The 21,502-nt window shown below is 67.9% G+C and carries 19 protein-coding genes and 1 tRNA gene; 5 read left to right on the top strand and 15 right to left on the bottom strand.

Annotation, left to right across the window (positions count from 1 at the left end; all coding sequences use genetic code 11):
* Positions 1-15: 15 nt before the first annotated feature.
* From LC066_RS08845 to mdlC, 4 genes are read right to left on the bottom strand one after another with little or no spacing between them, the layout of a single operon-like run.
* Complete coding sequence (locus LC066_RS08845) at positions 16-1,314, bottom strand: TRAP transporter large permease (RefSeq protein ID WP_222477582.1); 1,299 nt, start codon at positions 1,312-1,314, stop codon at positions 16-18.
* Positions 1,314-1,823: a TRAP transporter small permease gene (locus tag LC066_RS08840; protein ID WP_224898065.1), complete on the bottom strand. Its 510-nt coding sequence runs from the start codon at positions 1,821-1,823 to the stop codon at positions 1,314-1,316. Before LC066_RS08840 ends, LC066_RS08845 begins: the two co-directional genes overlap by 1 nt.
* The gene (locus LC066_RS08835; RefSeq protein WP_224898063.1) at positions 1,810-2,826 is read right to left on the bottom strand and encodes a TRAP transporter substrate-binding protein; all 1,017 of its coding nucleotides are present in this window, start codon (positions 2,824-2,826) and stop codon (positions 1,810-1,812) included. Before LC066_RS08835 ends, LC066_RS08840 begins: the two co-directional genes overlap by 14 nt.
* Positions 2,827-2,886: 60 nt before the next feature.
* Positions 2,887-4,470 carry a benzoylformate decarboxylase gene (gene mdlC / locus LC066_RS08830; protein ID WP_224898061.1) on the bottom strand — a complete coding sequence of 528 codons (1,584 nt, stop codon included), beginning with the start codon at positions 4,468-4,470 and terminating at the stop codon, positions 2,887-2,889.
* A 115-nt stretch (positions 4,471-4,585) separates the two neighbouring features.
* On the opposite strand from mdlC, the gene LC066_RS08825 reads away from it, so the two are divergent.
* On the top strand, positions 4,586-5,524 hold the full coding sequence (locus tag LC066_RS08825; RefSeq protein ID WP_224898059.1) for a LysR family transcriptional regulator: 939 nt from the start codon (positions 4,586-4,588) through the stop codon (positions 5,522-5,524).
* A 55-nt stretch (positions 5,525-5,579) separates the two neighbouring features.
* Here LC066_RS08825 and LC066_RS08820 read toward each other — a convergent pair.
* Positions 5,580-5,669 (bottom strand) — tRNA-Ser (locus LC066_RS08820).
* A 219-nt stretch (positions 5,670-5,888) separates the two neighbouring features.
* Positions 5,889-6,986, bottom strand: coding sequence for a redox-regulated ATPase YchF (gene ychF, locus LC066_RS08815; RefSeq protein ID WP_224898056.1), 1,098 nt, complete (start codon positions 6,984-6,986; stop codon positions 5,889-5,891).
* A 128-nt stretch (positions 6,987-7,114) separates the two neighbouring features.
* Between ychF and LC066_RS08810 the strand changes: the two genes are divergently transcribed.
* Entirely contained in the window at positions 7,115-7,516 is a 402-nt protein-coding gene (locus LC066_RS08810; protein WP_224898054.1) for a VOC family protein, read from the top strand.
* Positions 7,517-7,574: 58 nt separating this feature from the next.
* Here the strand turns inward: LC066_RS08810 and LC066_RS08805 are convergent, their stop codons facing one another.
* From LC066_RS08805 to LC066_RS08770, 8 genes are all read right to left on the bottom strand, one after another.
* Positions 7,575-8,636: an aromatic ring-hydroxylating oxygenase subunit alpha gene (locus tag LC066_RS08805; protein WP_224898052.1), complete on the bottom strand. Its 1,062-nt coding sequence runs from the start codon at positions 8,634-8,636 to the stop codon at positions 7,575-7,577.
* A gap of 27 nt (positions 8,637-8,663) precedes the next feature.
* Positions 8,664-9,587 carry an ABC transporter permease gene (locus tag LC066_RS08800; RefSeq protein WP_222477574.1) on the bottom strand — a complete coding sequence of 308 codons (924 nt, stop codon included), beginning with the start codon at positions 9,585-9,587 and terminating at the stop codon, positions 8,664-8,666.
* Positions 9,584-10,807 carry an ABC transporter permease gene (locus LC066_RS08795; RefSeq protein WP_224898050.1) on the bottom strand — a complete coding sequence of 408 codons (1,224 nt, stop codon included), beginning with the start codon at positions 10,805-10,807 and terminating at the stop codon, positions 9,584-9,586. Before LC066_RS08795 ends, LC066_RS08800 begins: the two co-directional genes overlap by 4 nt.
* Positions 10,804-12,414 (bottom strand): ABC transporter ATP-binding protein, encoded by a 1,611-nt coding sequence (locus tag LC066_RS08790; protein WP_224898048.1) that lies wholly within the window; start codon positions 12,412-12,414, stop codon positions 10,804-10,806. Before LC066_RS08790 ends, LC066_RS08795 begins: the two co-directional genes overlap by 4 nt.
* The gene (locus tag LC066_RS08785) at positions 12,411-13,475 is read right to left on the bottom strand and encodes a BMP family lipoprotein (RefSeq protein WP_224898046.1); all 1,065 of its coding nucleotides are present in this window, start codon (positions 13,473-13,475) and stop codon (positions 12,411-12,413) included. Before LC066_RS08785 ends, LC066_RS08790 begins: the two co-directional genes overlap by 4 nt.
* A gap of 109 nt (positions 13,476-13,584) precedes the next feature.
* Positions 13,585-14,166, bottom strand: coding sequence for a TIGR00725 family protein (locus LC066_RS08780; protein ID WP_224898044.1), 582 nt, complete (start codon positions 14,164-14,166; stop codon positions 13,585-13,587).
* Positions 14,163-15,248: a carbohydrate kinase family protein gene (locus LC066_RS08775; RefSeq protein WP_224898161.1), complete on the bottom strand. Its 1,086-nt coding sequence runs from the start codon at positions 15,246-15,248 to the stop codon at positions 14,163-14,165. The genes LC066_RS08780 and LC066_RS08775 overlap by 4 nt, the downstream gene beginning before the upstream one ends.
* A 205-nt stretch (positions 15,249-15,453) precedes the next feature.
* On the bottom strand, positions 15,454-16,458 hold the full coding sequence (locus LC066_RS08770; protein WP_224898042.1) for an aldo/keto reductase: 1,005 nt from the start codon (positions 16,456-16,458) through the stop codon (positions 15,454-15,456).
* A 172-nt stretch (positions 16,459-16,630) separates the two neighbouring features.
* Between LC066_RS08770 and LC066_RS08765 the strand changes: the two genes are divergently transcribed.
* Positions 16,631-17,410 (top strand): winged helix-turn-helix domain-containing protein, encoded by a 780-nt coding sequence (locus LC066_RS08765; protein WP_224898040.1) that lies wholly within the window; start codon positions 16,631-16,633, stop codon positions 17,408-17,410.
* Positions 17,411-17,508: 98 nt separating this feature from the next.
* Here LC066_RS08765 and clpB read toward each other — a convergent pair whose 3' ends face one another.
* Positions 17,509-20,130, bottom strand: coding sequence for an ATP-dependent chaperone ClpB (gene clpB / locus LC066_RS08760; protein WP_224898038.1), 2,622 nt, complete (start codon positions 20,128-20,130; stop codon positions 17,509-17,511).
* 212 nt (positions 20,131-20,342) lie between these two features.
* On the opposite strand from clpB, the gene LC066_RS08755 reads away from it, so the two are divergent.
* Both LC066_RS08755 and pyrF read left to right on the top strand, forming a co-directional pair.
* Positions 20,343-20,675 carry a hypothetical protein gene (locus tag LC066_RS08755; RefSeq protein ID WP_222477565.1) on the top strand — a complete coding sequence of 111 codons (333 nt, stop codon included), beginning with the start codon at positions 20,343-20,345 and terminating at the stop codon, positions 20,673-20,675.
* A gap of 87 nt (positions 20,676-20,762) precedes the next feature.
* On the top strand, positions 20,763-21,476 hold the full coding sequence (pyrF, locus tag LC066_RS08750) for an orotidine-5'-phosphate decarboxylase (protein WP_224898036.1): 714 nt from the start codon (positions 20,763-20,765) through the stop codon (positions 21,474-21,476).
* Positions 21,477-21,502: the final 26 nt, after the last annotated feature.

Below are 21,502 nucleotides of genomic sequence, written 5' to 3'. Positions count from 1 at the left end.
CAATTGTTCATTTCTCTACATCGTGCCCGGCAGCCAGAGTGCAAGGGCCGGGAACAGGCACAGCGCCAGAATGCGCACCAGGTCGGCGCCTACGAAGGGCAGCACGCCGCGGTAGATCTCGGTCAGTTTCACATCCCGCGCGATCGAATTGATCACGAAGACATTCATCCCCACGGGCGGAGAGATCAACCCGATGGAGATGGTGGTGACCAGGACGATGCCGAACCAGATCGGATCGAAGCCGAGCGCCTGCATCGCCGGGAAGACGATGGGCACCGTCAGCAGGATCACCGCCAGTTCGTCCATCACCGCGCCAAGGGCCAGGTAGACCAGCAGGATCAGGCCCAGCACGCCCCAGGCGGGCAGCGGTACCTGGGTCAGGTAGGTGGTTAGGTTCTGGGTCACCTGGGTCACGGTCAGGAAATAGCCGAAGAGCGTGGCACCCACGGCAATGGTGAAGATCGCGGCGGTGATCTGCAGCGCATCCACCAGGCAGCGCAGGATCACCCGCGGCGGCAGCTTGCCGCGCGCCACGCCGATCAGCAGCGCGCCCACGGCGCCCACCCCCGCCGCCTCGGTCACGGTGACGAAACCGCCGTACATGCCGACGATCACCAGCGCGAACAGCAGCAGCGTAGCCCAGAGCCCGCGCAGCGCGGCGAAACGCTCGCCCCAGCTGGCGCGCCGCCCGTGCGGCATGCTGTCGGGGCGGCGACGCGCGATGATCTGCACCACCAGCGCGTAAAGGCCGAGGCCCAGAAGGCCGGGGATCACGCCGGCCATGAACAGCTCGGCCACGTTCTGTTCGGTGATGATCCCGTAAAGCAGCAGGAAGACAGAGGGCGGGATCATCGACCCCAGCGTGCCGCCTGCGGCAATGACGCCCGCCGCCAGCCCTGGCGCATAGCCTGCGCGCCGCATCTCCGGCAGGGCGACGGTCGTCATGGTTGCCGCGCAGGCCACCGAGGACCCGTTGATCGCCGCAAAGCCGCCGCTGGCCGCCACGGTGGCCGTGGCCAGCCCGCCGCGCACATGCCCCAGCCAGGTGTTGGAGGCATCGAACAGCTCGCGGCTGAGGCCCCCGGCCCCGGCGAAGACCCCCATCAGCACGAACATCGGCACCACGCTCAGCGAATAGTCCGACATCATCCGGTAGGGGGCATTGACCAGCAGGTTCAGCCCGGCGGACCAGTTGACCACGGCGGCGAAACCGCAGACGCCCACGACGCCCATGGCGATCCCGATGGGCACCCGCAGGATGATCAGCAGGAACAGGCCACCAAAGCCCAGGAAGGAAAGCAGTGTCGGGTCCATCAACGGGTCCTGAAGTCCAGAATGTCACGGCCCAGGCGCAGCAGGCCCAGGATGGAAGCGGCGGCGATGCCGGCGGCGGTGGCCCCAACCACCGGCCAGAGCGGCAGCAGCAGGTCGGCAGAAACCTCGCCGCTTTCGAGGCTGCTGGCGGTCTTGCGCCAGAGCATGATCATCAGCGTCAGCATCGCGGCGAAGGTCACTGCCGAGGAGAAGACGTTCATCGCCTTCTGCACGGCCCTCGGCGACAGCTCGTAGATGGCATCGACGGTGATGTGGCGGCGCGTCCAGGTGGTGCAGGCGATGCCCCATGCGATGGCGATCCCCTGCAGCGCGGTGGCGCCGACGTAGGCATCGGGGATGCGCATGCCCAGGGCATAGCGCAGGGTCGCCTCGGTCACCGTCAACGCGGCGATCAGCACGAGGAAAATCCCGGCCACCATTTCGATGGCCGAGATCAGGCGGGCCATGCGGCCCGCCTCCGGGATCATGACGCGATCAGAGGCCGGCATCGTTCTCGGCAATCGCCGCCTCGATGGCCGCCTCTGCCTCGGCGGCATCCACTTCGGACGCCTCGACCTGCTCGCGCCAGCGCGCGATGGCGGGGTCTGCCGCCTCCAGCCAAGCGGTACGCTGCGCCTCGGTGGGCGCGCTGAAGGTATGCGCGCTGTCCTCTTCCAGCACCGCACGCTCCTCCAGGTCCTCCTCGGCCCAGAGCTCGACGATGCGGCCGGCCCAGTCGGTCGAGCAATGCTCGTCCATCACCGCCTGCTGCGCCTCGCTCATCCGGTCCCAGGCCATGGGCGAGATCACGTAGACGAAGTTGGCCGCATACATCGGCATGTCCAGGTGATGGGTCGCGGCATCGGCAATGCCCCAGGTCACCAGCGAGCTGTAGGGGCTCGCGGTGCCATCGGCGGTGCCCCGGGTCAGCAGGTCGCGCATCTCGGCCGCGGAGGCCTGGATGGTGGTGGCGCCCAGGCTGGACAGGTAGTTGCCCAGGGTGCCGTTGGCCGGGCGGATCGACAGCCCGTCCAGATCCTCCGGCCCGCTGACCGGGCTGGTGGTGTGGATCGTGCCGGGCGAATGCATGAAGGCCATGCAGAACTTCACCTCCGACATCTCCTGATCGGCATAGGCGCGATACCACTGGTCCAGAGCGCGAGAGCCCGCCACCGCGTGGTTGAAGCGGAAGGGCAGCTCACCATAGGAAATCACCGGGAAGCGGCCGGCGTTGTAGCCGGGGTTCACCAGGGTGATGTCGGCGATCCCGTCACGGGCCAGGTCGTAGTGGTCCACCGCCGCGCCCAGCTGGCGCGAGGGGTAAAGCGTGATCTCGATCGACCCGTCAGAGGCCTCCTCGATCGCATCCATCCAGGCCTGGGTGCCTTGCATCAGCGGGTGGGTCGGCCCGACCCAGACGCCGAAGCGCAGGTTGACGGGGTCGTCCTGGGCGGCCAGCGGGGCCGCCATGGTGGTTGCGGCTGCTGCCGCCAGAAGTACAGAACGCATCATCTCTTCCTCCTCCTAGAGAGTGTTGCCTTGGTCTTGGTCGCGCAGGTCGCGTCGGGGCGGTCAGCCCCGGTCGATCATGACCTCCACGAGGCGCGGCCCTCCTCCGGCCGCGAATGCTTTGCTCAATACGCCATCCAGCTTTGCCGGGTCCGTCACCTGCTGCGCCGGGCATCCCTGCCCTTCTGCAAGCGCCGCCAGCGACAGGTGACCGATGTCGCAGCCGACCACCTCCTTGTTACCGGCAAAGCCCTTCAGCGCGGCATAGCCGCCGTTGTTGAGCACGACGAAAAGCACGTCAGCGTCATGTTCTACCGCGCTCCAAAGTCCCTGGACCGAGTACATGGACGACCCGTCGCCCAGAATTGCAAGAACCGTCTCGCCGGGGTTGGCCATTGCCACCCCCACGGCGGCGGGCAGCGCATAGCCCAACCCCCCGCTGGCCGTGGCGAAGAAGCCCCCGGCGCGATCGATGGGCAGGTGGTCGTGGACGTCATCGCGGCTCGAGGGCGCCTCCTCCACCACGATGCCGTCGGCGGGGCGCAGCCGCCGCAGCGCGTCCAGCGCCATGGCCGAAGATATTCCCTTCGCGGGCCCCGGTGCCTGGATCTCCCGCAGGGGTGCGGGGCGTTTCGGCCGGGGGGTCGCGGCGCCGGCCTGCAACGCGCGCAACGACAGCTCCAGATCGCCGACCAGCGAGGTGCCGCAGACCGCCGAGGCCGCCTGTTTCGGATCGCTGACGATCTGCACCAGCGTCGCGCCCTCGGGCGGGATCTGCCCCGGCATCTCGTAGTGATAGGTAAAGACCGGCGCGCCCAGCGTGACGATCAGGTCATGCCCGGTCAGCAGGCGCGAAATATCCGCCTCGTTCGCGGGCAGGAAGCCGGCGAACAGGGGGTGGCTTTCGGGGAAGGAACAGCGCGAGGACAGCGGCGCGACCCAGACCGCCGCCTGATGGTGTTCGGCCAGCTCCACCGCCGCGTCCCAGGCGCCGTCGGCGTCCAGCCCCGCGCCCACGACGAACACCGGATCGGCGGCCCCGTTCAACTGCGCGGCGATCTCCGCCAGCGTAGCCGCGTCGGGCTGCGCCCGGCCCGTGACCTCCCGAAGGGCGGGCAGATCGCAGGGCTGCCCCCAGTCATCCAGCGGGATCGACACGAAGACCGGCCCGGCGGGCGGCAGGCAGGCCATGTGGATGGCCCGCGCAATGGCCGCCGGCACATCCTCGGCCCGTGCAGGTTCGATCGCCCACTTCACGTAGGGCTGCGGCAGCTCGGTCGGCGCCTCGGAGTAGAGGAAAGGATCGGCGCGCAGCAACGGGCGGCTCTGCTGACCGGCGGTGATGACCACCGGCGCCCGGTTGCGAAAGGCCGAATAGATGCTGCCCATGGCATGGCCCACACCGGCGGCCGAATGCAGGTTCACGAAAGCCGGCCCACCGGAGGCCAGTGCATGACCGTCCGCCATGGCGACCACGATGGATTCCTGCAACCCGGTGACATAGCGGAACCCCTCCGGCAGATCGCTGAACAGCGGCAACTCGGTCGAACCGGGATTGCCGAAGATCGTCGTCATGCCATGGTGGCGCAGCAGCTGGAACACAGCCTCGCGCACGGTCGTGCCATGCGCCGAACCCGATCGGGTCATATCTCCTCCCCACCCCGGACAAGCCCGGGGGTCTTCCTCTTCATGCATACATCTTCGCAGATCCGAAACACCAAAGGGAATTGTCATTCTATGCGCATACCCATACCGTTTCGGTATGACCTGGGATCAGCGCACGCTTTCGACCTTCCTCGCCACCGCGAAACACGGCAGTTTCGGCCGGGCCGCGCGGGAGATGCACCTGACACAGCCCGCCGTGACCCGGATCATCCGGCGGCTGGAGGCGCATCTGGGTGCCCCGCTGTTCGACCGCACCACCACCGGCGTGACGCTGAATGTATACGGCAAGGCCTTCCTGCCCTACGCCAGCACCGTCGATGCCGAGATGGCCAATGCCGAGGACCTGCTGGATTCGCTGCGCGGCGCCAGCAAGGGCGTGGTGCGCGTGGGCGGCGTCGGCAGTGTGGTCTCGGGTCACCTGGCGACGGCGCTGCAATCGCTGCTGGCGGACCAGCCCGGCCTGCAGGCCCAGGTCACCGAAGAGATCGAGGACAAGCTGCTGACGGCGCTGAAACGGGGCGAGGTTGACCTGGCGATCTCTCCCGAACCCTATCTGGACGACGAGATCACCCTGGCCTGCCCCGATCCCCTGCACGACTTGGTCGAGGTCTTCGCATCGCCCCACCACCCGCTCGCGGGCCGCGACAGGATCCCCCTGCCGGAGGCCGCCGGCCACCCCTGGGCCCTGCCCCCGCTCGACACGCCGATCACGCGCGAATTGCAACGCCGGTTCTTCGCCCGAGGCGTCGAAACGGTGGAGATCGGGGTGCTGTCACGTTCAGTGAACATGCTGAAAAGCATGACGGTCCAGGGCGGCCAGATGTGCTGGATGCCACGCGGCCTGGTCGCGCTGGAGGTCGAAGCGGGCGATCTGGTCGCCCTGCCGATTCCGGAACTGACCTTCCGACGCACCTTCCAGATCTACCGCCGCCGCATGGGCCAACTGCCCCCGGCTGCGGTCAAGCTGCTACGCGCCCTGCAGGCCCTGGCGCACAGCCAGGCGGAAAGCACGACCGATCAGGACCGAGGGGCCTAGTCCCCGGCACAGCCCGACCGGGGCGGCGCCACCGACTCTGGAATGTTGTGAGGTATGGCGGAGACGAAGGGATTCGAACCCTCGAGACGGTTTCCCGCCTACTCCCTTAGCAGGGGAGCGCCTTCGACCACTCGGCCACGTCTCCGCCGACGCGTATATCCAAGCAAACCCGGAGAGTACAAGGCGAAAGTGCCGCGATTGGCAAAAAGTCCCGGGCGCGGAAAAGAGGAGCCGACAGCTGTCGGAGGGAGCGGCCAGGGACAGGAGCCAGGCAGAGACGCCAGGGGCCTGAAACGACGAAGCCGCCCCGGAACGGGGCGGCTCGTGATCTTGCGGGAGCGGCGGCGCAGGCCGGCAGCGGACCTCAGGTGTTGAAGAGGAAATGCAGGACGTCGCCGTCCTTCACCTCGTAGGCCTTGCCCTCGGCGCGCATCTTGCCCGCTTCCTTGGCGCCGCTTTCGCCCTTGCAGGCGATGTAGTCGTCAAAGGCGATGGTCTCCGCCCGGATGAAGCCCTTCTCGAAATCGCCGTGGATGACGCCGGCGGCCTGGGGTGCCAGGGTGCCCTGCCTGATCGTCCAGGCGCGCGCCTCCTTCGGGCCAACGGTGAAGTAGGTTTCCAAGTGCAGCAGATCGTAGCCGGCGCGGATCAGGCGGTCGAGGCCCGCTTCCTCCAGGCCCATCTCGCCCAGGAACATCTCGGCTTCCTCGGCGTCGAGCTGGGAGATCTCCTCCTCGATCCGGGCGGAGATCAGCACGGTGCCGGCGCCCTGCGCGGCGGCCATCTCTTCCACGGCTCGTGAGAACTGGTTGCCTGCCGCTGCGTCTTCCTCGTTCACGTTGCAGACATAGAGGACGGGTTTGGTGGTCAGCAGCTGCAGGCCCTTCCAGGCCTTCAGGTCCTCTGCGTCCACCTCGACCACGCGGGCGGGCTTGCCGTCTTCCAGCGCGGCCTGGGCCGCGGCCAGCAGACGGTCCTGCTGCTGCGCTTCCTTGTCGTTGCCCTTCAGCTTGCGCACCAGGTTGGCGCGGCGCTTCTCGATGCTTTCCAGATCCGACAGCATCAGCTCGGTCTCGATCACCTCGGCATCGGCCACCGGGTCCACCCGGCCGTCGACGTGGGTGATGTCGCCATCCTCGAAGCAGCGCAGCACATGGGCGATGGCATCGGTTTCACGGATGTTGGCGAGGAACTGGTTGCCCAGGCCTTCGCCCTGGCTGGCGCCCTTCACAAGGCCCGCGATGTCGACGAAGGTCATCCGCGCGGGGATGATCTGTTTCGATCCGGCGATCTCGGCCAGCGCGTCCAGACGGCGGTCCGGCACGTTCACCTCGCCCACGTTCGGTTCGATCGTGCAGAAGGGGAAGTTGGCGGCCTGGGCCGCGGCGGTCTTGGTCAGCGCGTTGAACAGGGTCGACTTGCCGACGTTCGGCAGCCCCACGATGCCCATCCTGAAGCCCATGGCGTTACTCCAATCTAAGGTTCCTGCGCCTCATAAGACCCAAGGGGCTTTGTCGCAAGCCGATCCGTGATATGATGGGCACTGGTGGGGGCTCTCTCCGTTGCGGAGACGAGACCGGGATTTTTCAGATGTCCATTTACCTGTTCTTCAACGGCCAGGCGCGCAGCGCGTTGAATTTCTATGCCGAAGTGCTCGGGGGTGAGATCGAGCATGTGCTGACCTATGCCGACATGCCGGAACCCCCGCCCCTGCCTCGGGAGAAACATCACTGGCTGATGCACGGCCACCTGACCTCCTCCTACGCCGAGATCATGGTGTCGGACCGGGACGGGCCCGAGGCACCGATCAACTACATGGGGTTCGCGATCGAGATCGACGACGAGGATCCCGGCATCGCCCATCACCTGTTCCTGCGGCTGTCGGACCGGGGCGAGGTGATCCTGCCCTTCGCCCCGAATTTCTGGGCCCAGGGGTTCGGCACCTGCCGGGATCGCTTCGGCGTGCCCTGGATGATCAACTGCGATCGCTGAGGTGTCAGAAAAGGCATGACCGCGGCGTGACGTGGGATGTGCGCCGCGGCCATGCGACTCAGCGCGGGGACCGCTGAGCCTTGACGGAGGCCAGGAAGGGGCGAGCCCAGGCCTCATCCGGGGTAACATCCGAGTTTTCCGCCGCCAGCTCCGCCAGGATCTTGCGGTATTCCACCGTCATCCGGTCGGCGCGGGTGTGCATCTCGGTCTGCATGTCCAGGGGGAACTCGGGGCGGACGCCGGCCAGCAACTCCTTGTCCTCGGACTGGATGCGACGGTCGAGGGCGACGATACCCGCCACCTTTTCCGCGTCCGGGTTATCGTTGCGGGCGATGAACTGGCAGAACAGCGTATGGCTGTCGTCCACCGGCGTGGCGGTCTTGTAGAGGACGTGGCGCAGCCCGTTCTCGTATTCCATCACGTCCTTGTACATCAGCGGCTGCACCAGCTGCGAATTGGTGACCCGGATGGTGTAGTCCCCTGTCAGCCCGGTATTCTTGCGCAGTGCCTCGGTTACCCGGGCGCGATAGCTGATGCGCGCCGACAGGTCGTGGCCATCGCGGAAGATCTCGAAGCTCTCGAATTGCGAGGCATTGCTGTCACCGATGGTGTTGCGGTGCGTCCAGGCAACGTGGGAGATGTCCAGTGCGTTGTCGATGACCCGCGGCGCCGAGGTGTCCCAGACCTCCATCATCTCGTGGATCAGGGTAAAGCCGCCCTCCTCCAGTTCCGGCAACAAAGGGATGTCTTCGCGGGGCATGCCGACACAGACCCAGATCAGCCCGTATTTCTCCTCCACCAGCATCGGCAGGGTGCGGGCGCGCGGCGGGATCGGCTTGTCCGGGTCATTCTGCGGAATGCGCGTGCAGGCGCCCGAGCCGTTGAAGGCCCAGCCGTGGTAGGGGCAGATGATGTCGCCCCCCTCGACCCAGCCCTGCGACAGGCGGGCGGCCCGGTGCGGGCATTCGTCGACGGCGCAGGCCACCTTGCCCCCCTCGCCGCGCCAGATGACGTAGTTGTCGGACAGCAGGCGCACGGCGCGGGGCGCGTCGGTCAGATCGCTGCTGTAGGCCACCGGATACCAGTAGTCGCGCAGGGCGGGGATTTCACTGACATACATCGGACGTCTCCGTGATCTTGGGCGGGCTCAGGCCCGGCGGAAGGGTTTGCCGACGTCGGCGGGGCCGGTGGCCCGTCCGACGAAGGTGGCCAGCGCGACCAGCGCCAGCACGTAGGGCAACGCGAACAGCAGGTCATGCGGCAGGTCATGGGTGAAGATCTGGGCGCGCAGGGCGATGGCATCGGCCAGGCCGAAGCCCAGGCAGACCAGGAAGGCAGGGCCGACGCGCCATTTGCCAAAGACCATGGCGGCCAGCGCCAGGAAGCCACGCCCCTGGGTCATCGAGGCCTGGAACAGATCCAGCGTGACAATCGACAGGTAGGCCCCACCAAGGGCGGCCAGCACCCCCGACAGGGTGACGGCGATGAAGCGCACCCGGGTCACGTCGATCCCGGCGGCATCGGCGGCGGCGGCGCTTTCTCCGCAGGCGCGCAGGCGCAGGCCCATGTCAGTGCGCATCAGCACCCACCAGACGGCGCCCACCAGGGCAAAGGCCACCAGGTCGATGGCCGACAGCTCTGCCAGCAGCGGACCAACCAGGGGGATCTGCCCGACGAAGGGCAGTTCCGGCGTCGGCACCTTGGGCACCGAGGGCGTGGTGCCGTCGATCCCCCAGATGATCGGCACCAGCGCCGCGGTCAGGCCCGCGCCGACCAGATTGATGGCCGTGGCCCCGATCACCTGATCGCCGCGCAGCAGCACCGACATGGTGGCCAGGATCACCCCCGACAGTAGCCCGGTGCCCACGGCGCCCAGAAGGCCCAGCCAGGGATTGCCGGTGACATAGCTGAAGGCCACGGCGCCGAAGGCTCCGCCCAGCATCATGCCCTCCAGCCCGATGTTGATGACGCCCGAACGTTCGCACAGCAGGCCACCCAGCATCGGCAGGATGATCGGCACCGCCAGGTGCAGGGCCGAGGCGAAGAGGGCGATGGTGAAGAAATCGCTCATGTCGCGTCTCCGGTGTCGGTCAGGGTCACGGGGGCGCCGGCCTCGCGCCGGGTGCGACGCCGGGCGCGCATCCGGTCCAGCCCATGAAGCAACCAGGGCTGGATGGCGACGAAGGCCACGACCAGACCGGAGACCACGCCGACCATCTCTCGGCTGACCCCGGCCACGGCCTGCATCTGCACCGCGCCACTGTCGAGCATGGCAAAGAAGAAGGCCGAGATGATCAGTGCGAAGGGCGACAGCGCGGCCAGCAGGGCCACCGCGATGGCGTCCCAGCCGTAGCCGGCCGAGAAGGCGTCGAAGAAGCGGCCGTAGACGCCAAGCACCTGCACCGCGCCCGCCAGGCCGCCGAAACCGCCCGAGATCAGCAGCGTGGTGATGATCGTGCGTTTCACCGACACACCACTGGCCCGCGCGGCCCCGGCGTTCTTGCCCATCAGGCGAATGCGGAAGCCAAGCGGCGTGCGGTAAAGAAGCCACCACAGGCCCAGCACGGCGACCAGGGCGATGATGACACCGGCATGCAGGCGGGTGCCGTCCCAGATGGTCGGCAGGCGCGCGTCACGCGGGATCTTCTCGGTGGCCGAGGGCTGGGTGGCAGCCACGAAGGGCCCGGCGGGGGCCACGGCATAGATGGCGAAATAGGTCGCGACGAAGTTCATCATGATGGTGGTCACCACCTCATGCACGCCGCGATAGGCCTTCAGCAGGGCAGGCACCAGGGCCGCCAGCGCGCCGCCTGCGACCCCACCCAGAAGGACCAGCACCGACAGGATGAGCGGCGGGGCCTCGACCTCCGCCCCGATGATCCCGGCCACCAGGCCGCCGAAGATCAGCTGCCCCTCGACGCCCATGTTGAAGAGCCCGCCGTGGAAGGAGATCGCCACGGCCATGCCGGCGATCAGCAACGGGATCATCTGCACCAGCGTCTCGGCGAAGGCGAACTGCGAGCCCAGGCTGCCGTTCAGGAAGGCGCTGAGGGTCACACCCAGCTCGGCGCCGGACAGGAACAGGAAGGGCAACGTGCAGATCACCGCCGCCGCCAGGGTGATGACAAAGACCAGCACCCGGCCCGCGACGCTGCGGGTGCCGTCGCGCATCTGCGCCACCATCGCCTCGACCGAGAAGGGCTGGGCGCGGCGCGCGTCGATACCGGCGCGGACTTCGGGATCAAGCCGCAAGTCGCCCTCATGGGGCAGCGGCGGACGTTTGAAGATCATGCGACCTCCTGTTTCCTGGGGGCCGTGGCGGGCGTTGTGTCAGGCGTTGTGTCCTGGGCGCCGGACATCCAGCGGCCAATCTGGTCAATATCGAATTCCGCCGCCGTCATGGCGCCTGCAATCTGCCCCTTGCGCAGCACGACCAGCCGGTCGGCCAGGGCAAAGACCTCGGCCAGGTCCAGCGACAGAAGCAGCACGGCGGCGCCACGTTCGCGCAGGCCCAGCAGGGCATGGTGCACCGCCGAGGCCGAGCCGATGTCGAGGCCGCGCGTGGGCTGCGCCGCCACCATCAGCCGGGGTGAGCGGGCCAGTTCACGCCCCACCACCAGCTTCTGCTGGTTGCCGCCCGAGAGCGACGACATGGGCAGCAGCGCCGAGGGCGTGCGCACCTTGTGACGTTCGATCAGCACCTCGGTAAAGCGGACCCGGTCGCGCCAGGCCAGATACCAGGGGCCGGGGCTGAAGGGTTCGCCGTCGAGGTAGCCGATCGAGGCATTGTCGGCGAGGCTCATGTCATTGGCGACACCGGAGGCATGGCGGTCTTCGGAAATATGCGCGATCCCGGCGGCCAGGCGTTTCTGGGTGGACCAGTCGGTGACATTGCGGTTGTCGATGGCGATCAGCCCGTCGGTGGGTTTAGACAAACCCATCAACAGGTCGACCAGCTCGGACTGACCGTTGCCCTCGACGCCCACCACGGCGACGATCTCGCCCCCGTGCAACTGCAGGTCCAGCGGGCCCAGGCGGTGGCCATCGCTCAGCCCCCGCACGTCGAGGATCAGCGGCCCCTCCTGCGGGGCGCGGTCCGGCAGGGCGGGGCTTTCGCGACCGATCATCATGTCGACCATGCGCGCCTCCAACTCGGCCCGGACCTTCGGATCGGTGGTGTCGCGCGCGGAAATCTCGGCGTTGCCCACCACGGCGCCGTCGCGCAGCACGGTGACCCGGTCGCACAGGCGCATGACCTCGGGCATCTTGTGGCTGATCAGGACAATGGTCCTGCCCTCGGCGCGCAGCTTCTCCAGCACGGCATAAAGCTCATCCGCCTCGGGCGGCGACAGGGCGGCGGTCGGCTCATCCAGGACCAGGGTGCGGGCCCCGCCCCAAAGCGCCTTCAGGATCTCGACCTTCTGGCGCGCGCCGACCGACAGGGTGGACACCTTCGCCCAGGGGTCGATGCCGAAGCCGAAACGCTCCGACAGCTCGGCCGCGCGGGCGGCGGCGGCGGGCAGATCCAGCTTGCGCGTCAACCGTGACAGGGCCGAGCCCTGGGCGCGACCCATGATCAGGTTCTCGACCACGCTGAAGGCCCCGATCAGTGAGAAGTGCTGTTGCACCATGCCGATCCCGGCGGCCAGCGCCTCGGCGGAGGAGCGGAAGGAAACGGGGGCGCCGTCGATCTCGACCGTGCCCGCGTCGGCATGGATCATGCCAAAGAGGATCTTCATCAGGGTCGACTTGCCCGCGCCGTTCTCGCCAAGCAGGCCATGGATCGACCCGGGCGCCACGCGCAGGTCGATGGCGCGGTTGGCGTGGACCGCGCCGAACCGCTTGTCGATCCCGGCCAGATGGATGGCCGGGATCTGGTTTTCGGGCGCGCCGCTCACAGGGCGCCGGGCTCGAAGGCGTCGAGCTCTTCGTAGCTGCCGGGGATGACCAGATCACCGGCGATGATGGCGGCCTTGGCGGCCTCGACCTTCTCCATGATGTCGGCGGGGATCTCGTCGATGTTGTCGGCGCACAGGCCCACGGCGCCCTCGGCCAGACCCAGCGATTGCGGGCCGCCTTCGAAGGTGCCTTCGACCAGGGCCTTGTTCTCGTAGAAGACGGCACCGGCCACGTCCTTGACGGCGGCGGTCAGGAAGTTGTCGGGGGCGAGGTGGCCCTTGCAGGTGTCGACCGAGATCGCCCAGGTGCCCTCGCCCTCGGTGATGACGGCGTCATAGATGCCACGGCCACCGCCGCCGGCCACGTCCATGATCACATCGACACCGGCGTCGAACATGCCCTCGGCCAGCACCTTGGCCTTGGCCGGATCGCGGAAGGAGCCGACGAAGGCATGGGCCACCTCGATCTCCGGGTCCACGGTGGCGATGCCGGCGGTGTAACCAGTCAGGAAGCGCACGACGGGCGGGGTTTCCATACCGCCGATGAAACCGATGTGATCGCTTTCGGTGGTCATTGCCGCGACCATGCCGGCGAGGAAGGCCGCCTCCTGTTCGCGGAAGGTGACCGAGGCGACATTGGGCAACGGGTTGCCATCGTCATCCACCGACACGGCGTCGATCAGGGTGAAATGCGCCTCGGGACGGTCCAACGCCACCTCGGTCACCGCGTCGTTCAGCAGCGAACCCACGCCCACCACCATGGTCGAGCCCCCGGCGACGGCCTGCAGCAGGTTCGGCACGAACTGCGACTGGTCGGTGGACTGGATGACCTGGGCGCGGCCGCCGAAGGCCTCGACCGAGCGGTCCAGGCCCAGCTTGGCCAGGTCGTTGAACCCATGGTCGCCCAAGCCGTTCTGGTCGGTGATCATGGTCCAGATCGCATCCTCCTGAGCGCCGGCGGCCAGCGGCGAGAGGCTGGTGGCCAACGCGGTGGCGAGGGTCAGCGCCAGGGCGCGGCGGCGGGATCGGGAGGGGCGGTGGTCATTGCGGGCTAGGGTCATGGTTGGCTCCGTTGGATCAGTGTGAGTGGTGGCTTTTCTTCTTTTTGGTCTTTCGTCGTCCTGGGCCGGTCTCGGGCACGCCTCCGCGCCCCGGCCCGAACCGGGCGGATCACCCCCCGGCCCAGCCTGTCAGCGCCTCCAGCTTGGACCCGCTGCGCGGCTCCTCGGCACGGGACAGGGCAATCTCGACCGCCTCACCGGGGGTCTTGGCAAAGCTGACGGGCAGCACCCGCCGTTCGTCCAGGTAGCGGCCGTCGTAGAGAGTGGTGCGCAGCCGGTCGGACCAACCGCCGCAACCTTCCAGCGCCACCACGGGCACGCCCGCGTCATAGGCCACCGTCAGTTCGTTCAGGGTGCCGACGCCGCCGCCCAGCATGATCAGGCTGTGGCAGCAACGCGCGGTCAGCACGTTGCGGATCGTGCCCATGCCGGTGGGAAAGACGAGGTCGCAGAAGGCGTTGGCCTTTTCCGCGTCGCCATAGGGCAGGAACCCCACAGTCAGCCCGCCCGCCGCCTTGGCGCCCCGGCTGGACGCCTCCATCACGCCGCCCGTGCCGCCGGTGACCAGCGCCGCCCCGGCCTCCGCCACGACGCGGCCCACGGCCTCCGCGGCCTCCAGCAGGTCGGGCGGCAGGGTCTCACCCGCACGGGCCGAGCGGCCGATCAGGCCGATGGTGGTCATCCGGGTCATGCGGTCGGATCCTTTTCCAGCATCACGGCGGCGCCCGCCGTTTCGGGGAAGACTGCGGTCAGCATCGTGGCCTCCTGCATCAGGCTGTCCATGCGGCGCAGGACCTCGGCCCGCCCACCCTCCAGCAGATCCAGCGGGTCGGCCGTTTCCAGCGCGAAGGACGCGCAGGCAGAACCGAGCGCGGCCGCCGCCACCAGGTCCGCGCCCTGGGCACGGGCCACGAGGAAGCCGCCGCAGAAGGCATCCCCGGCCCCGGTCGGGTCGATGGGCGTCGCGGGCCAGGCGGGCATATGGGTCAGGCGACGGCCCTCCAGCACATAGACGCCGTCGGCGCCGGCCTTCAGAACCACCGACCGCGCCCCATGGGCACGCAGCGCCTGCAATGCGGCCCGCGGGTCTAGGTCGGGGGCGAAGACATCCAGATCCGACGTGGAGGGCAGGAAGACGTCGATGGCAGGCAGGCTGGCGGCCAGCCTCTCAAAGGGGGCGCCGACCAGGGCGGCCCGGGTCGGGCAATCGGCCTGGACCTGCCCCGGCGCGCTTGCCAGGGCGGCCACCAGGGCGCGATGCCGCGCCAGTGGCAACAACGGCAGGTGCCAGTGACTGACCTCGGCCAGCCAATCCGCGGGGATGTCCTGCGGCTCAGGCGCGCCTTCGACCAGGGTTTCCGGGGAATGGGTGGTATCGACGAACTCCGCCCGGTCCTCGGCCGACAGATGGGCCAGCAGGGCCTCGGGCACCGGCTGCACCCGATCGCCGTTGGGACGATGGGCATAGCTGACGCGCACCGGATGGGTCCGCTCCAGCCGGATCAGCGAGTCGAGGTCGAAGCCCGCCCCGGCCAGCCGCTCCAGCACTGCGGCGGGATAGTCGCGACCCACTCGGGCCACGATCCGCGGCGTCTGCCCCGCCAGATGCGCCCCCATGGCCGACCACAGCGCATTGCCGCCGGGTTTTGCCGGCAGCGCGGTGTCGTCCGGGGCCACCACGCTGTCGATCGAGAAGGACCCGACGATCGCGATCGGGGCGATCACGGCAGTCCGGCGCGCGGCGGGCATCGGCAAGGCGGGGCGGTCCGTCATCTGGGGCAACTCTGGTCTGTCGTCTGTGTCATGAGGGGAGCCTACGCGGTCACAGCCATTGTTCAACAATGATATGTTTGCAGATGAGATAAAACGGTCACGGGACGGGTAACGCATATTTTCTGAGCTTTTTTGCCCGGCTTCCGGGGCCTCTCGTGCGCTTTGCAGGCAGGATCGGACTACCCCGGCGTCCGGTCCGAGCCGATCAGCGGCGACGGGCTGACAGCGCCAGCCCTTCAGGCACCCAGCCGGCATTACGCGGATCCACGTTGCGCCCCGGCGCCACAACCGCGTCGATCCGGTCCAGCAGGTCGGGGTCCAGGGTCACGCCGACGGCGTCCAGCAGCGCGTCCAATTGCGCCTCGGTTCGCGGACCGATCAGCGTGCTGGTCACATCCGGATGCGCCTGTGTCCAGGCAAGGCTCATCTGCGTCAGGCTGAGGCCGGCCTCGGCGGCGAGCGGTGCCAGCTGCTCCACCACCTCCAGCTTGGCGGCATCATCAGCCCGCACGAAGGGATTGCCGCTGGCCGCGCGTGACCCCTCCGGCGCCGCCGCATCGCGCCGGTACTTCCCGGTCAGCCAGCCGCCGTTCAGCGGGCTCCAGCACAGCAAGCCCAGACCGTAGCGGCGACAGGTCGGCAGAACGTCTGCCTCGATTCCCCGCACCAGAATGGAATAAGGCGCCTGCTCCGATACGAAACCCGTCACCTTCTCGCGTTCGGCCGCCCATTGCGCCCGCACCAGCATTTCCGCCGGAAAGGTGGAGCTTCCAATGTGGCGCACCTTGCCAGCGGCGATCAGGTCCTCGAAGGCACGCAGACTTTCTTCCAGCGGCACCTTCGGGTCGGGGCGATGCATCTGGTAAAGATCGATATGATCCACCCCGAGGCGGCGCAGCGATCCCTCGACCGCCTCGGTGATCCAGGCCCGACCGCCGCCGGACTTCGCCGCATCGCCGCCCATGGGCAGGCCAACCTTGGTCGCCAGCACCACCTCGTCACGGCGCCCCTTCAGGGCCTTGCCCAGAACCTCCTCCACCGCGCCGTTGTCGTAGATATCGGCGGTATCAACCAGGTTGATGCCGGCATCCAGCGCCCGATGCACCAGCCGGATCGCCTCCGCCTCGGTGTTCGAGGTCAGCAAGGCCATGGTGCCGAAAGCGAAGGAGGAGACCGGGAGGCCGGTCCGGCCGAGAGGGTTCATCTGCATGTTCATCGTCCTGGAAATGGGGCTGGGCTCGGCATCACCCTTGCAGAGTCACCACCATTGTTCAACAATGGATTGTCAATGTGACCTCTCCGCAATGCTCCCGTCAGGATTGTGTGCTGTCCGGAGAGGCGCTAGACAGGATGCATCACGTCCACGTGACGAAGGACCCCCCATGCCCGAAGATCAGCAGCTCAAGTTTCAGCGCGTCAGAGACAAGCGTGCGCTGTCCGTCCAGGTCTACGACCAGCTGGTCGAGGTGCTGCGCAACAACGCGGAGCCCGGCGCGCTGATCCCGCCGGAGATCCGCCTGGCAGAGGACCTCGGCGTCAGCCGGACCGTGCTGCGCGAGGCGCTGCGCCTGCTGGAGGAAGACGGGGTGATCGAACGCGCCGCCGACCCGCGCCGGCGCCAGCTGGCCGCCTCGGGCAAGCGCCCGCCTGCCTTCTCCGCCCCGCTCGAAGATATCGTGTCGGGCACGGGCGAGCTGCGCGCGCGGGTCGTCCGCGATGGACCACTGGCCAGCACCAACTGGTCGCGCACGCTGCTGGACATCGCGCAGCCGGACACGCAGCTCTACACCCGCGAGACCCTGTTCCTGCGGGGCGAGCAGACCTCCGTGGTCTCCGCCTTGGAGGCCGTACCGATGGAGGTGCTGCGCGACGCTCGCCCGCTGGATGCGGCCAACCCTTCCGGCAGCCTGTTGAACGACCTCGGGCCGAAGTTCCGTTCCAAGTGCGTCACGACCCTGTGGCGCCTGTCGGATGCCGCCACGGGCGGGCGCCCGCGCAGCGGCTTTGCCGATCTGCCGGCCAACGTGCCACTGGTCTCGCTGACCACCGTGCTGTCGCGCAACGGCCGCCCGGCCTTCGTCGCCAAATATCTGCTGCGCCTCGACCTGGTGTCGCTGACCGTCGGCGACATGGGCGAGGAGGCGGAGATACCCGACGCCTGACCGCCCACCCACACCGGGCACCGGCGCACCTTTTCCTGCCAAATGAAAAGGGGCGGCCCCAGCGGAGCCGCCCCTTCCTGTTTCAACCTGCCACCGGATCAGTGCAGCGTGGCCTCGTCCGGCGTGTCCCGCTCGGAGGTGCCGACGCGATTGCCGATGATCAGCCCCTCGGCCCCGGCGGTGACCGGGACCAAAGCGCCATCGCCGATCTCGCCGGCCAGCAAGGCCTCGGCCAGCGGATCCTGCAGCGCGCGCTGGATCACCCGTTTCAGCGGCCGGGCGCCGAACACCGGGTCGTAGCCCTCGTCGGCCAGCCACTTGCGGGCATCCGCGTCCAGCTCCAGCCGGATCTTCCGGCCGGCCAGGCGTTTTTCCAGCCGCGACAGCTGAATATCCACGATGCCGCTCATGTCCTGGCGATGCAGGCGATCGAAGACGATGATCTCGTCCAGCCGGTTCAGGAACTCGGGGCGGAAGTGGGCCCGCACCGCGTCCATCACGTCACGTTTGGCATCGCCGCTGTCGGCGCCGTCGGGCAGCATCGAGAGGGCCTGCGCGCCGAGGTTCGACGTCAGGATGATCAGCGTCTGCTTGAAGTCCACGGTGCGGCCCTGACCATCAGTCAGCACACCGTCATCCAGCACCTGCAACAGCACGTTGAACACGTCCGGATGCGCCTTCTCGACCTCGTCGAACAGCACCACCTGGTAGGGGCGCCGCCGCACGGCCTCGGTCAGCACACCGCCCTCGTCGTAGCCGACGTAGCCCGGCGGGGCCCCGATCAGACGGGCGACGGAGTGCTTCTCCATGAACTCGCTCATGTCGATGCGCACCATGGCGTTGTCATCGTCGAAGAGGAACTCGGCCACGGCCTTCGTCAGCTCCGTCTTGCCGACGCCGGTCGGCCCGAGGAACAGGAAGGACCCCAGCGGGCGATTCTCGTCGTTCAGACCGGCACGCGCCCGGCGGACGGCATTGGCCACCGCCTTCACGGCTGCGTTCTGTCCGATGACCCGATTGTGCAGGCCGTCTTCCATGCGCAGCAGCTTCTCGCGCTCGCCCTCCAGCATCTTGGCCATCGGGATGCCCGTCCAGCGTTCGACAACGCTCGCGATCTGCTCGGGGCGCACGGCCTCTTCGACCATGACCTCACCCTCGGCTTCGGCGGCTTCCGCCTCGCCCAGCTGCTTTTCCAGCTGTGGGATCACGCCGTAGGACAGCTCCCCGGCCTTCGCCAGATCACCTTGCCGCTTGGCAATGTCCAGATCGGCCCGGGCGCGGTCCAGCTGCTCTTTCAGCTCGCGCGCACCGGCCAGCTTGTCGCGTTCGGCCTGCCAGCGGGCGGTCAGGGCGTCGGCCTTCTCCTGAAGTTCCGACAGCTCTTTCTCCAGAGCCTCCAGCCGGTCCTTGGACGCGGCGTCGTCTTCCTTCTTCAGGGCCTCCGCCTCGATCTGAAGTTGCAGGATATGCCGGTCGAGCTGATCGAGCTCCTCGGGCTTGCTGTCCACTTCCATCCGCAGACGGCTGGCCGCCTCATCGACCAGGTCGATGGCCTTGTCGGGCAGGAACCGGTCAGTGATGTAGCGGTTCGACAGCGTCGCCGCGGCCACCAGGGCACTATCCGAGATCCGCACACCATGGTGCAGCTCGTATTTCTCCTTGATGCCCCGCAGGATGCTGATCGTGTCCTCGACTGTCGGCTCGTCCACCATGACGGGCTGGAACCGACGGGCCAGGGCCGCATCCTTCTCGACGTACTTGCGGTACTCGTCCAGCGTGGTGGCGCCGACGCAGTGCAGCTCCCCTCGCGCCAGGGCAGGCTTGATGAGGTTGGCCGCATCCATGGCGCCATCGGTCTTGCCGGCGCCGACCAGGGTGTGCATCTCGTCGATGAAAAGGATGATCTCGCCCGCGGCGGCCTCGATCTCAGACAGGATGGATTTCAGCCGCTCCTCGAACTCGCCCCGGTATTTCGCACCGGCGATCAGCGCGCCCATGTCCAGCGCCAGAAGACGCTTGTTCTTCAGGCTCTCGGGCACGTCGCCGTTGATGATGCGCAGGGCCAGGCCCTCGGCAATCGCGGTCTTACCCGTGCCGGGTTCACCGATCAGGACCGGGTTGTTCTTGGTTCGGCGCGACAGCACCTGCATGGCGCGACGGATCTCGTCGTCGCGACCGATGATCGGGTCGATCTTGCCTTCCTCGGCGGCCTTGGTCAGGTCGCGGGCATATTTCTCCAACGCCTCGAAGGTATCTTCGGCGCTGGCCGTATCGGCGGTGCGGCCCTTGCGGATCTCGTTGATCGCGGCGTTCAGTTTCTGCGCGCTCAGGCCGCCGGCCTCCAGCGCGGTCTTCGCACCGGATTTCACCAGCGCCAGCGCGGTCAGCAGCCGTTCGACGGGCACGAAGCTGTCCTTGGCCTGCTTGGCGACCTTCTCGGCCTCCGACAGGACCTTGACGGTGGCATTGTCCATGTAGGTCTGGCCGGCATCGCCGCTGACCACCGGTATCTTCGACAGGGCCAGGTCACAGGCCTGGGTCACCGCCGCCGGGTCACCACCCGCCTTGCGGATGAGGTTGGCCGACAGCCCCTCGTCATCGTCCAGCAGCGCCTTGAGGATGTGTTCCGGGACCAGGCGCTGATGGCCTTCCCGAATGGCAATGGTCTGGGCCGCCTGGATGAACCCCCGCGACCGCTCCGTGAACTTCGACAAGTCCATGGCATTTCTCCTTTTCCCAAGCGTCCCGAGTCGTTTCGCACCCTCTTCGAGGCATGCACAGGTCCGGGACCTCACGAGAATGAGATGGGGATGCGTATGGCCCTGTTCAAGCGGGATTCAGCCCATTCCGGCGCAAAAACGGAACCCGGCGCCCGCGCCCTTCGTTTCTTCTGCAAGCGCGCCGGTTGTGGCGCCGGATGAAGGAGGCCCAGATGCCCAAGATGGAAAAGGACCAGCCCACCCCCGACTACCTGACCCGGATCGCCACGATCCGTTACAACCCAGCCGCGCGCGCCTTCGAGGCTGCGGTGGCGCTGCATGACGCGGGCGAGGTCTTCACCTACCCGGTCTCCCTGCGCGCCCCGATGGACGCGGATTACGAAACGGTGACGCGCAGCCTGGCCGAGATGGCCTGCCGCCATCACGCCCGGGGCCGGACGGAGTTTCGCGCACAACGCCGGGAACAGCTTCTCGATCATGTCCCGCCAAAGGTGCAGGCCGCGACCTCTGCCCTGTGGGATCGGCTGCTCAACCGCGCGGCCTGATCGCGGCGCGCGGTCGCGCTGCCGGCCCTGCATGGCTTGACCTGCGCCGCCCTCTGGCCCAACAGGGGGAAAATCGCGGAGACAGCCATGACCCAGACCCAGACGCCCGCCGACGACCGCCTGATCGTCGCCCTCGACGTGCCCAATGCCCTGCAGGGGCTGGAACTGGCCGAGAAGATCGGCGACGCGGTCTCCTTCTACAAGATCGGCCTCGGCATGCTGACCGGCGGCGGCATGGCGCTGGCCAATGAGCTGAAGCAGGAACATGGCAAGCGCATCTTCCTGGACATGAAGCTGTTCGACATCGGCCAGACGGTGGAGAACGCGGTGCGCGGCATCGCCCAGTTCGACCTCGATTTCCTGACCGTCCACGGCGACCCCCACGTGGTGCGCGCCGCCAAGCAGGGGGCCGCCGGCAGCAACCTGAAGATCCTGGGCGTGACCATCCTGACCTCGCTCGACCGCGCCGATCTGGACGACGGCATGATGGTCGCCGGGGACGTGCCCGACCTGGTGGTGGAACGCGCCGACCGCGCTCTGGACGCCGGCGCCGACGGCATCATCTGCTCCCCCAACGAAGCGGCAGCGATCCGCGCCCTACCCTCCTCCGACGGCCGGCTGATCGTGACCCCCGGCGTGCGCCCGGCGGGCAGCGCCTCGGATGATCAGAAACGCATCGCCACCCCGGCCTCCGCCGTGGCCGCCGGCGTCGATCACATGGTGGTCGGCCGCCCTGTCTGGCGCGCCGAGGATCCCCGGGCCGCGGCCCAGGCCATCGTCTCGGAACTGCGGGGCCTCTAAGGCCCCTCCCCCGACGGCCAGACCCG

The organism is Pseudooceanicola marinus (assembly GCF_020177265.1).
In the GTDB taxonomy this organism is placed as follows: Bacteria; Pseudomonadota; Alphaproteobacteria; order Rhodobacterales; family Rhodobacteraceae; genus Pseudooceanicola; species Pseudooceanicola marinus_A.
This window is presented reverse-complemented; position numbering and strand designations above follow the sequence as displayed.